Raw genomic sequence first — 12,312 nt, forward strand, 5'->3', positions numbered from 1 at the left:
AGAATATTCTGCTCAATGAGGGCATTCGGGCTTGGATGGCTCCTCAGGATCAACCCCACGAGAACTTTATCTTCCCTGAAGAGGTTCTGCCTCGCGGTAACGCACTGTAATGTTTTGAATTTTGGATTTTAGATTTTGGATAATTATTCATCTAAAATCTAAAATCTAAAATTTAAAATCTTAAGGTCGGTACCTTGTTTGGTTAATGACAATAGAGGTTTTACCCCGTGCAAACGTCATTTAATAGTGGTTTCGTATCAGGTGCCGGACGCGACCAAGAGTCGTCTGGATTCGCCTGGTGGGCGGGTAACGCCCGTCTAATCAACCTGTCTGGTAAGCTGCTGGGCGCTCACGTTGCCCACTCTGGTCTGATTGTTTTCTGGGCTGGAGCGATGACTTTGTTTGAAGTCGCTCACTTTGTGCCCGAAAAGCCGATGTACGAACAGGGATTAATCCTGCTGCCTCACCTAGCCTCTCAAGGCTGGGGTGTGGGTCCAGGTGGAGAAGTGATCGACACTTTCCCCTTCTTTGTCGTTGGTGTTTTGCACCTGATTTCCTCCGCTGTTCTAGGCTTGGGTGGAATTTACCATGCAATTCGCGGTCCGGAAACTCTGGAAGAATACTCCGGTTTCTTTGGCTACGACTGGAAAGATAAGAACAAAATGACCACCATTATCGGGATTCACCTGATCCTCTTGGGAATCGGTGCCTTCCTGTTGGTGATTAAGGCAATGTTCTTTGGTGGTTTGTATGACACTTGGGCACCTGGTGGTGGTGATGTTCGTGTCATTACCAGTCCTACGCTCAACCCAGCAGTGATCTTCGGCTACCTGCTCAAGTCTCCCTTCGGTGGCGACGGCTGGATTGTTAGCGTTGATAACCTGGAAGATGTCGTCGGCGGTCACATCTGGGTTGGTCTGATTTGCATTGCTGGTGGCATTTTCCATATTCTCACCAAGCCTTTTGCATGGGCACGTCGTGCCTTGATCTGGTCTGGAGAAGCTTATCTCTCCTACAGCATCGGTGCTGTGTCCTTGATGGCTTTCATTGCTTCTTGCTTCGTTTGGTTTAACAACACTGTTTATCCCAGCGAATTCTACGGTCCCACTGGCCCTGAAGCTTCTCAAGCTCAAGCAATGACCTTCCTGATCCGCGACCAGCGCTTAGGTGCGAACGTCGGTTCTGCACAAGGTCCCACTGGCTTAGGTAAATACCTGATGCGCTCTCCTAGCGGCGAAATCATCTTCGGTGGTGAAACAATGCGCTTCTGGGATTTCCGTGGCCCTTGGTTGGAGCCGCTACGCGGTCCCAATGGTCTTGACCTGAACAAGATCAAGAACGACATTCAACCTTGGCAAGCGCGTCGCGCTGCTGAGTACATGACCCACGCTCCTTTGGGTTCACTGAACTCTGTGGGTGGTGTTGCTACGGAGATCAACTCGTTTAACTACGTGTCTCCCCGTTCTTGGTTGGCTTGTTTCCACTTTGTCATGGGTTTCTTCTTCCTAGTCGGTCACTTGTGGCACGCCGGTCGCGCCCGCGCTGCTGCTGCTGGTTTCGAGAAAGGAATTGACCGTGAAACCGAGCCAGTGCTATCTATGCCTGACCTCGACTAATTAGTTTGAGTTTTGAATTAGAGACTTATAACTGATAAATAAAAAGGCTCCTGTTTTCCAACAGGAGCCTTTTTGTTATTGGTAAAATCACGCAGGACGCTGCCTCAAATCAGGGCTACGCTATCGGCATCAATTGCAGCTACCGTGCAATATTGGAGTGCAGAAAACTTGTGAATGCTGAAAACAAAACTGAAAGATTATTTGAGGCAATTCAGTCATCTGATGTCGAGCAAGTCAATCAACTTCTAGATTCTGGAGTTGATGCTAACCGCAAGAATTATTCCAGGGGTCAACATCCACTGGTGTTAGCTTCTAGCATCGGAAATCTAGACATTGTGGAGGCATTGCTGGAGGCAGGGGCAAATGTCAATGCTAAGTCTGGAATAGCTAAAAGTCCCAAGTTTAACCCAACTATTTCTGTGTCATCCGTACCGGGAAATGCCAGTTTAGGCGAGATGATAAGCGAAGCGCTTGAAGATGCCCCCGATCAAGCAAAAGGCTTTTTTGCAGGCTTTACGCAGTTCGTTGATGCTTTCTCAGATGAAAACAGCATCAGTAGTGCGGGTACCAATGAGCAGCAAAACTCCTCCCAAGATGAAGGTGTAGAGTTTGACGAAGAGGAAAATTTTGATGAGGAGGAAGAAAAGACGGCATTGATAGTAGCGATCGCTTCCGGTCATGTTGAAGTTGTAAAAGCTTTGCTGATAGCAGGCGCTGAGGTCAATCCAACAGCTTGGGATGATCCGGTTCCTCTTGTAGTTACTGCCAAACATGGACAGCTTGAAATTGTCCACGCCCTCATTGCTGCTGGTGCTGAAGTTAATAGATTTGACCTGAATTCTGAATTCACACCTTTAGGCATAGCAGTTGAGTATGGACAAGTTGAGATTGTTCGAGTTCTTCTTGAGGCAGGCGCTAACCCTCTAGGAGGAGATACTAGTTGCTCTTCTCTAGCATTAGCTGCGGAACATGGAAATATAGAAATCATGCAGCTTCTGCTGAAGACTGGCGTAGATATCAACTACCCCAAAGGTAGTTACACAGCTTTAATGGGAGCGGCTAACAACGGTCAATTTAAGATGGTGCAAATGCTGGTAGAAGCAGGAGCTGATGTTAATGCTTGGTATGAAGGCTCTAATACTCCTTTGCGCTACGCAGCTTATAACGGGCATCGTGAAATCTACGACTATTTGTATCCCTTAGTTGCTGAAGATATCCGGAAGTATGGGGAGAGAGAAATTGAGAAAGGTGTCAAGAAAAAGGAGCGATTACAGAAGAAGGATGTCGAAAATTTCATGGATGCGGCAATGTTTGGAAAAGTCGAAGCGGTAAAAGCAGCTATTGAGAAGGGGATAGACATCAATGCCATTGGCTCTAACGGACAAACTGCGCTAATGTATTCGGCTAATTACGTTCATATTCCCGTAGTTCAAACTCTAATTGATGCAGGTGCTGAGTTAGATATTTTGAGCGAAGAAGATGGACTTGGTGAGGGGAAAACCGCTTTGATGCACGTAGCTGAAAGCTTTTTCGCAACAGGCAAACGCGCTGAGGTGGTCAAAATGTTAGTGGAAGCGGGGGCGAACATCAACCTCAAAGGTAAGGATGGTCGTACCGTCCTGATGTGTGCTGCGATCGCTGGCTACGCGGATTCAACACAGGCGTTAATTGGAGCAGGAGCCGACCTGGATGCCAGAGATGATAATGGCAATACAGCGATGATGCTGGCTGAGGGTGACAGACATCCTAAAATTGTTCGCCTGCTCAAACAAGCTGGTGCTTCAGAAGAGGGAATGAATGAAATTGCCTTAATTCAAGCAGCTGATGACGGAAATGTAGAACAGGTTAGAGCGTTAATTCAAGCAGGCACAAACGTTAATCACAGGATCAATAGCACCGCGTTATGCAATGCAGCTTCAAGCGGACACTATGAAATCGTGAGAATGCTGATTGAAGCGGGTGCAGACGTAAACCAAAGAATCATTGAAGGATATTTTAATCCGTTACTTTATGCTGCCAATAAGGGATATCTTGATATTGTTCGTGCTTTGATAGAAGCAGGTGCAGATGTGAATGCAGAAGGTTTCTGTAATCCTATTGAATATGCTGAGTTGGGCATTCTGGAGGGACATCACAAAGGCGGACAACACGCTGAGGTGATTGAATTACTCAAGCAAGCGGGTGCTACTAAGTCGCAAAATTTTTAATGGGAAGATATCGCGATCGCATTCACCTTCCTCCCAGCACAAACAAAAAATGGGGATGAGTCACCTCATCCCCATATTCTCAAGAGTTATGAATTAATTCAAAACTCAAAACTATTTACAAACTCGGCACAAATTGCTCTTTTTCCGGTACATCTGTGTACTCAGCAACAATTTGGCGGAACTCTTCACCGTCAATGGTTTCCTTCTCAATCAACAAGTCTACGAGTCGATCGATGACTTCCCGGTTGTCGCTCATGATCTTGCAGGCATCTTTGTAGCATTTAGCGACAATGGACCGCACTTGCACATCAATCTGGGAAGCAATTTCCTCAGAATACTCGCTACGGCTCGTCCAATCGCGTCCCAAGAACACTTCACCACTTTGGCTTTCTAGCGACAGTGGGCCGAGGGTAGACATTCCGAACCGCGTCACCATCTGCCGTGCCAATCCGGTCACCTGTTGCAAGTCTCCGCCAGCACCAGTCGTAATCTCGGAATCGCCAAAGATGACTTCTTCCGCCGCACGTCCGCCTAAAGCGCCGGTAATGCGTGCTAGTAGCTGGGATCTGGAGATTAAGCCTTGATCTTCATTGGGAGTGAACCAGGTTAAGCCACGCGCTTGACCTCTTGGCACAAGGGTGACTTTTTGGACTGGGTCGTGGTCAGTCACTAGGGTACCGACGATCGCGTGTCCCACTTCGTGGTAGGCAATCAGTCGCTTGCTCTTGCTATCCACTAACGGCGTGCCTTCCATCCCCGCTACCACCCGGTCAACGGCGTCGTTGATTTCCATCATTGTGATGGCTTCTTTGCGACGACGAGCGGTCAAAATGGCGGCTTCGTTGAGCAGGTTCGCTAAGTCAGCACCTGTAAAGCCTGGGGTGCGTCGGGCGATCGCTTCTAAGGAAACTTCGGGAGCAATTTTTTTGTTCCGTCCGTGGACTTCCAGAACCGCAAGGCGTCCCTTGAGATCCGGTGCATCCACCATCACTTGTCGGTCAAAACGTCCCGGACGCAACAGCGCTGAATCCAGAACATCGGGACGGTTGGTCGCGGCAATGATAATAATCCCGGTATTACCTTCAAACCCATCCATTTCTGTCAAGAGCTGGTTGAGGGTTTGTTCCCGTTCGTCATTTCCGCCGCCGATGCCTGCGCCTCTTTGCCGTCCCACTGCGTCGATTTCATCGATGAAGATTAAGCAGGGTGCGTTTTCTTTGGCTTTTTTGAATAAGTCGCGGACGCGGGATGCACCGACGCCGACGAACATTTCCACAAATTCACTTCCGGAGATGCTGAAGAAGGGAACTCCGGCTTCCCCAGCGATCGCTTTGGCGAGTAATGTTTTCCCGGTTCCGGGAGGACCGATTAGCAGAACGCCTTTGGGAATTTTCGCACCGACGGCGGTGAATTTCTCTGGTAGTTTGAGGAAGGTAACGACTTCTTCGAGTTCTTCTTTGGCTTCTTCTATGCCAGCAACGTCGTCAAATTTGACGCCGGTTTTGGCTTCCATCTGAAATCTGGCTTTTGATTTCCCGAAGTTCATGGCTTGCCCCGGACCGCCAGGAATGTTGCTAGAGCGACGGAATAGGAAGAACAGCCCAGCAATCAACAAAATCGGAAAAATTAAATTCCCCAAAAATCCCCAGATAGCTCCATCATTGCGAGCGGGATGGGTATCAAAGCTGATATTCGCGTTTCTGAGCTTAGCAATCAATTCTGGGGCAGTGGTTGGCAAATCTACCCGCAGCCGTTGGATGCGGTTATCCAGATCCGGATCGACGGCTTCGACAATTGCTGTCCGACCCCCATCGTAGAGGTCAACACTAGTAACTCTTTGGGCATCTAGGTATTCCAAAAAGCGCCCATAGGTCATGCGGGTACTAGCAGTGTTTTTGCCCAGGTCGGTGGGAGCAGCAGCAAATGCCCCTTGCCAGAGGAAAAACCCTATGACTAAGGCGGGTAATGTCCAAAGTACTAATATTCTCCAGGAAAATTTCATAAATCGGTTGTCTCTAGATACGGCTAATAGAAGCAGATTCAGCGCAGATAAAGCGTTATCACAAACTAGGGATGAGGGCTGATTGAAGGAACTGAAACATTCCTTTTTTTTACCTAATCGAGCAAAACTTTAGGCAGGAAATTCCAGCCAAGAGCTGGATTTGCTACCACCAGGACATTTAGGCTTGTCCCTATAGAGCGAACATTGGCACCTTAAACGTGAACTTAATTAAATTTAACTTAATTCTCATCATTGGATCAACCAACTGCTTTACATATATTATTTAAGGGTTTTTGTCAACAAAAAATAATCATTGAAGATATTCGGCTGTGCTAATCTAGACCCACGCCTGAATATCTTGCAATGAATCAGGAAAATAACCTTCCTCCAAAGGATTGACGCGCCTGCTTCCCAGTTTCAATTCTGGTAAGACAGACGCGCCAGTTAACTTGAAGCGAGCGCCATCAAACTGAGAAACCCAGTTTCTTTAAGAAACTGGGTTTTTATGAGAGTCAAGGAGAGACGACTAGGCAGGACTTCCAGCCAGTAGTAACCTAGTAGGTTTCTACGTGCCAACGACCAGCCTTCTTGATCGTTCTTTGGTATTCGCTCCAAGTCACCCCATCCTTGGCAGCAGCGGCGGAGAGGGCTTCATCAATGCCCCCTTCCATACCCTTCAAACCGCAGATATAGGTGTGGGTATTCTCTTGCTGAATCATTTTCCAGAGTTCATCAGCGTGTTCAGCCACCCGATCCTGAATGTACATTCTGCCGCCTTCGGGGTTTTTCTGTTCCCGGCTGATGGCATAGGTGAGGCGGAAGTTTTCAGGGTACTGCTGTTGCAGTTCTTCAAGTTCTTCCTTGTACAGGATGTTGGGGCTGGTGGGAATCCCGAAAATGAGCCAAGCTAAACCCTTGTATTCGTAGTCGGTGTTAACTGCTCTTTCATTTTCCTTGAACATCCGCCACAGGTAAGCGCGGAATGGCGCAATACCCGTTCCGGTTGCCAACATGATCACGTTGACATTCGGATCTTCTGGTAACAACATTTCTTTACCAGTTGGTCCGGTAATTTTCACATCGTCCCCAACCTGGAGATTGCACAGATGGGTAGAGCAAACACCATAGACCATTTCGCCCGTTTCTGGATGCTTATACTCTAGTTGCCGGACACACAGCGATACAGTCTTGTCATCAACCTTGTCGCCATGACGAGTCGAGGCAATCGAGTACAGTCTTAGTTTGTGGGGTTTGCCCTTGTTGTCATTTCCCGGCGGGATGATGCCAATACTTTGACCTTCTAAATAACGGAGATCCCCTTGGGAGATGTCAAAGATCAGGTGACGAACGGTGCCGATCCCAGCCTCACCAACTAACTCTTCATTACTCAGACACTTACCAATAAAGGGATTATTCGGGCGGTAGATATTAACGGGAATATCTTTTTCCGTTTTTTCCTTCGCTTGAGTCATAGGCTTACTCTCTTTTGGTGCTTGAGTGTCCTGTGCGACGGTTTGCGAAGTGGCAGGAGCATTCGTTGCACTTGACTCAACGCTTGCGGCAGCAGGGGAGCTGGGGGAGCTACCCTTAGAGCCATTTGCTCCGTTGTCAGCACCCAGAGGGTGGATGCTGACAATTTTGCCGCCCAAACGAGCGATCCGTTGCATTTCTTGATTCATGCGATTGTAGGGCACTGTGATAAACACGCTGCCACTACGACGAATCGGGTAGTTTACGTTGTCAGTTGCTTCGTTCTGACGCAGGCCCACCACTTCATAAACAAAGACGCGGCTACCAGATTCTGAATTGGCAGTACCGTTGGCTGCTGTGGAATTGTACATTGCTCTTAAATATCTCCGAACCCACCTTCTGTTAACATTCTGCTACAAAGCGGTCTTTCCACCACATATCGCTCTGCTGACCGAGGGCAGGTAAAAGAGGGCAATGACTGAATCTGGATAGTTAACGTCGCTAATATTAGGGATATTCTTCCTCGCCGGATGGCGATTCGGAAACCCTTCGCTAGCTTTTTTTAGGGTAGCCAGCAATTTATTTAAATAATGTCTCCATTGAGTCAATTTAATTTTTCCTTTCTAAAAATGCACGGCACGCCGTAGCATAAATACTGAGCGAGATGATTCCACTGGGGTTAGCTTGTAGCGTCTATCCCGTTCTGGTAAGATACTGTGTAACATCTAGTATTAAATACTTACTGGACGAAGCTTGAGTCTTCCCCAACGGGCCTTACTCTAGGGTGCTGTAAGCTCCTACTGGTTATGCCTTCTTGCTGTGTCGCAAGAGCTGCAAGAGTAACCAACGGGGTGCCCTCCGGGCTGAGGATTTAGATTGCTTAAAACTCAATGAGAAAAAATTTTTTGCGTTAGAGGGAAGCTATGACCAGTCAGCTGGATCGCGTGGTTCTAATTGGTGTTGCTGGAGACTCCGGATGCGGTAAATCTACATTTTTGCGCCGATTAACAGATTTGTTTGGGGAAGATTTCGTCACGGTGATTTGCCTGGACGATTACCATAGCCTGGATCGGAAACAGCGCAAAGAAACTGGAATTACGGCGCTGAACCCCAAGGCGAATAACTTCGATCTGATGGCCGAGCAGATCAAAGCGCTCAAGAACGGTCAGTCCATTGAAAAGCCAATTTACAACCACGAAACCGGCGAGATCGATCCTCCAGAGCGAGTCGATCCTAACCATATTATTGTGATTGAGGGGCTTCATCCTTTGTATGATGAGCGGGTGCGATCGCTCCTCGACTTCAGCGTTTATCTCGACATCAGCGATGACGTTAAGATTGCCTGGAAGATTCAGCGGGATATGGCTGAGCGCGGGCACCGATACGAAGACGTACTCGCTGCCATCAACGCTCGCCGCCCAGATTTTACTGCCTACATCGAGCCGCAGAAGGAACACGCTGACGTTGTGATCCAGGTGTTGCCGACGCAATTAGTCAAGGAAGAGAAGGTAGGTCAAATCCTGCGGGTGCGCTTGCTTCAGCGCGATGGCGTGGAAGGCTTTGAGCCAGCTTATCTATTTGATGAAGGGTCTACGATTGATTGGAGACCCTGCGGTCGTAAGCTAACCTGCGGCTACCCTGGCATCAAGATGTACTATGGCCCAGACTCTTACTATGGTCATGAGGTGTCCGTTCTGGAAGTAGATGGTCAGTTCGACAAGCTAGAGGAAGTCATCTACATTGAAAGCCACCTCAGCAAGACTGCGGCTAAGTACCACGGGGAACTGACCGAACTGTTGCTCAAGCATCGGGAATATCCAGGCTCTAATAACGGAACTGGCTTGTTCCAAGTGCTGGTCGGTCTGAAGATGCGGGCAACCTACGAGCGGTTAACGTCTGGAAAGAGCCAACCGTTGGCAGCGACGAAAGTATAAACTAGACCCCCAAGGGTAGGGATGCACGCTCGTGAGTCCCTACGACTGCGTTCAAAGCCTTCTAGCAAGGGCTATCTAAGTGAATTGCTGACGCGAGAGACTGACAAAAGGCTCTCGCATTTTATTTTAGGTATCTAGGTTTTAATAGAGATATAAATTTTGGGATTGGGTTGAGTAGAAATATGAGAGTGTGGGTTGCCAGTTTTTTGCTGCTGTTTGGCTTTGCAGAAATCTATCAGTGGTTGAAACAGTTCACGCTGCCGTTGCCGGTGTATATTCTGGGAGGTGCGTTTTTAGCGATCGCATCTAACTACGACAAACTATCTAGCTTTCCTTTTTTGCGAAGCCACGAAGACGAACCAGCGTCGATTAAAGGCCAGACGCCGCTAGCCATGCGTTCTGTTTCTAGCCAATCTCCATCGAACCTCACGCCTCAATCGCCTCGTCCCATTTCTTTCAAAATCGAAAAGAAGACTAAAAAAGGCGCGAATAGCAGCCACTCAATCTAGTGCCACTGGGTCGGAGAATTGTAATATTTACCGGCTTACCGAAAGGATTAAGATCCAGCAACCACCGTTGAGTAAAGCAGTAAGAACTGCACCAATAATCACTCCTTTCATCAATCCCCATCTTTGTTGCCGTCTTAGCCAAAAAATTATTGGGACTACATACAGAAGTTGAGACAATCCAATAGAAAAAATTAATATTGCTAGAATTTGAGCAATGCTATAAATAGACAATAAATTTACAATTATAAACGATAAAAATTCTAAAATAATCCAAACTAAAATATGTATTCCTAATACTAAGAATATACCGCTAATCATTTCAGTGATTTCATTCCTTGAGCGCATAATTTTGTTCTTATAAACATGAAATTATTGCTGCTATATTAAAGTGTTATAAAATCTAGGGTTTTATTTAGGACTAAAGTACAGTAAATAGCAGGCTCCATTTAATAAAGCGGTAAGAACTGCACAAATAATTACCCCTTTCACCATTGCCCTTCGCTGTCGCCGTCTTAGCCAAAAAATAAGCGGAATCACATATAAAAGCTGCCATAAGAATATAGAAATAGCAGAAAACGCCCAAACGATTAAAATAGCGTATCCTCCTCCTAGCAAAGCAGCAATAGGAAAACTTACTAAAAATACTGCTAGACCGGCGATAAGATGCATACCTAATAACAACAGCATTCCGGAAAGTACCCCAAGAAATTCATTTTGATGTTCCATAAAACTCCTGCTGAATTAAACTAATATTTGTTGTTAATAATGGTTTTAGATAGATTAAACCAAGAGGGGACGATTATTAACCAAGTGATATCCAGCACTTCCCTCGCGGTAAAACATATTAAACGTATCAAATGGAATAATCCTCCCATCGGGATGCACAATGTGGATACAGGAACGCTTCACAGAACGGACATCGAAGTTAAAGGGGTCGAGAAACTGTACAATCATCACCCGGAATATATTTTCGTAGGTAATTCCTTCAGGAACAGGTAGTAGTGGCAAGCAACAAAGTAACTGTTTTAAAGATGTTGCAGAAGATGCGGGTGAATGGCTAGTGGAAAACAAATTAAAAATATTTCGCTTTAGCTCATCATCCTGTTCATAAAGAACAGAATTTGGCATGATTTTTACAAAGGTATTTGGCTCTAAAAGTCCAGTTAAGGGTATCACTTTGCCCTTTACTTTCAATGCATAAGCCATTGCTAAACAATCGGGATGGCAAGGAACTGGGAGAATATCTTCTGGTTTAAAATAGGGACTCTGCTGTAAGATAGAGCGACGAACTTCTGTGAGAGTGTAGCGATCGCGCTCATGCTCGAATCCCTCCAGACGCCCTGCTGCCTGAATCGGTTGAAAGGTAACACCCCGCACGCATCGCTGCTGCAAGGCGTATTCGATAATTTTGCCGATTTCGCCGTCGTTTAGCCCTTTTTTCAAGGTAACGACCAAAGTTGTAGAGATGTTAAACTCGTTGAGATGTGCGATCGCTTGTTCCCGAATCTCTCGCAAATCTGCCCCACGTAACTCCTCTAATGCTGCCGCCTCAAAGCTATCAAATTGGAGATAGACTTCAATTCCGGGCATATATTGACTTAAGCGATCGCAAAAATTTCGGTCTTTGGCAATTTTAATACCATTGGTATTGATCATTAAATGGCGAATTGGCTTACTTTTAGTAATATCCAGAATTTTAAAAAACTCTGGATGAATCGTTGGTTCGCCCCCACTAATTTGCACAACCTGGGGTTCTCCTTCATTCGCCACCACTGCATCAATCATTCTTTCAATTTGCTCTAAGGTGCGATGACGTCGGTATTGACTAGAATGTTGAGAAACTTCTTCTGTTCCGGAATCTGCATAGCAAATTGGGCAGGAAAGATTGCAGCGGTCTGTTACTTCTACTAAAGTTAAACAGCTATGTTGTTCGTGATCGGGGCAAAGTCCGCAGTCATAGGGACAGCCATATTTTATAGGAGTATTGAATTTCAGCGGCATATCCCCTGGTTTGATAAATTCCTGGGATAGTTTGTAATAATCGATATCATCAGCAATTAAAACTTCTTGATGTCCGTGAGTAGCACAGTGCTTTACTAGGTAAACACAATCATCTTTAAAGATGATTTTTGCTTCGACTTTGACGAGACATTTTGAGCAAACGCTGTTAGTTAAAGCATAGAAAAGGTAGTTTCGAGTAGGCATATATTTTTTTGTTAAAATGATTACAATCGGTTGAGCAGCTTTCCTGATTGATTCTAGGTGTATGGATTCACAGGTTTCCAATTATAGAAAAATGCTTCGTTATCATTTGCAACTCAGTTATAAGATTTGAGAGAAAAGATTGATCGTTAGATAAATTAAAGGTTAAAGTGTTGCCATTACCAATTGGATAAGTTGTTTTTCCAGTCCATTGGATGTGTCCTAAATTATTAATTTCTGCTTTTAGGTTTATCAATCCTTCCATTGTATTTAGCTCTGCAATACCAGATAGCGTTTGAGATATCTCTATAAGTTGTTCCAAGAAACTAAATATTTGAAACTAAATATTTCCTCAGTCCGTATATCACCCAA

General features: G+C 45.9%; 9 protein-coding genes and 1 pseudogene. 5 read left to right on the forward strand and 5 right to left on the reverse strand.

Translation table 11 applies throughout. From position 1 onward, the window contains the following. From NDI44_RS26175 to NDI44_RS26185, 3 genes and pseudogenes are all read left to right on the forward strand, one after another. Positions 1-110, forward strand: a pseudogene (locus NDI44_RS26175) (photosystem II protein D2); the annotation flags it as partial. A 117-nt stretch (positions 111-227) separates the two neighbouring features. Then, complete coding sequence (gene psbC, locus NDI44_RS26180; protein WP_190414496.1) at positions 228-1,616, forward strand: photosystem II reaction center protein CP43; 1,389 nt, start codon at positions 228-230, stop codon at positions 1,614-1,616. Positions 1,617-1,786: 170 nt separating this feature from the next. Then, positions 1,787-3,823 (forward strand): ankyrin repeat domain-containing protein, encoded by a 2,037-nt coding sequence (locus NDI44_RS26185; RefSeq protein ID WP_190414497.1) that lies wholly within the window; start codon positions 1,787-1,789, stop codon positions 3,821-3,823. Positions 3,824-3,938: 115 nt separating this feature from the next. Here the strand turns inward: NDI44_RS26185 and ftsH2 are convergent, their stop codons facing one another. Both ftsH2 and petH read right to left on the reverse strand, forming a co-directional pair. Continuing rightward, entirely contained in the window at positions 3,939-5,825 is a 1,887-nt protein-coding gene (ftsH2, locus tag NDI44_RS26190) for an ATP-dependent zinc metalloprotease FtsH2 (protein ID WP_190414498.1), read from the reverse strand. Between the two features lie 554 nt (positions 5,826-6,379). Next, positions 6,380-7,666, reverse strand: coding sequence for a ferredoxin--NADP reductase (gene petH, locus NDI44_RS26195; protein WP_190414499.1), 1,287 nt, complete (start codon positions 7,664-7,666; stop codon positions 6,380-6,382). 552 nt (positions 7,667-8,218) lie between these two features. On the opposite strand from petH, the gene NDI44_RS26200 reads away from it, so the two are divergent. After that, entirely contained in the window at positions 8,219-9,229 is a 1,011-nt protein-coding gene (locus NDI44_RS26200) for a phosphoribulokinase (RefSeq protein ID WP_190414500.1), read from the forward strand. A 182-nt stretch (positions 9,230-9,411) separates the two neighbouring features. Then, complete coding sequence (locus NDI44_RS26205; RefSeq protein WP_190414501.1) at positions 9,412-9,738, forward strand: hypothetical protein; 327 nt, start codon at positions 9,412-9,414, stop codon at positions 9,736-9,738. A gap of 408 nt (positions 9,739-10,146) precedes the next feature. Here the strand turns inward: NDI44_RS26205 and NDI44_RS26210 are convergent, their stop codons facing one another. From NDI44_RS26210 to NDI44_RS26220, 3 genes are all read right to left on the reverse strand, one after another. Next, a complete protein-coding gene (locus tag NDI44_RS26210) occupies positions 10,147-10,464 on the reverse strand; it encodes a hypothetical protein (protein ID WP_190414503.1) in 318 nt (105 codons plus the stop codon). Positions 10,465-10,518: 54 nt separating this feature from the next. Then, positions 10,519-11,943, reverse strand: coding sequence for a radical SAM protein (locus NDI44_RS26215; RefSeq protein ID WP_190414504.1), 1,425 nt, complete (start codon positions 11,941-11,943; stop codon positions 10,519-10,521). 67 nt (positions 11,944-12,010) lie between these two features. Beyond that, positions 12,011-12,262 carry a hypothetical protein gene (locus NDI44_RS26220; protein WP_190414505.1) on the reverse strand — a complete coding sequence of 84 codons (252 nt, stop codon included), beginning with the start codon at positions 12,260-12,262 and terminating at the stop codon, positions 12,011-12,013. Positions 12,263-12,312 lie beyond the last annotated feature (50 nt).

This window comes from Trichocoleus sp. DQ-A3 (assembly GCF_039961975.1).
Classification (GTDB): domain Bacteria; phylum Cyanobacteriota; class Cyanobacteriia; order Cyanobacteriales; family FACHB-T130; genus FACHB-T130.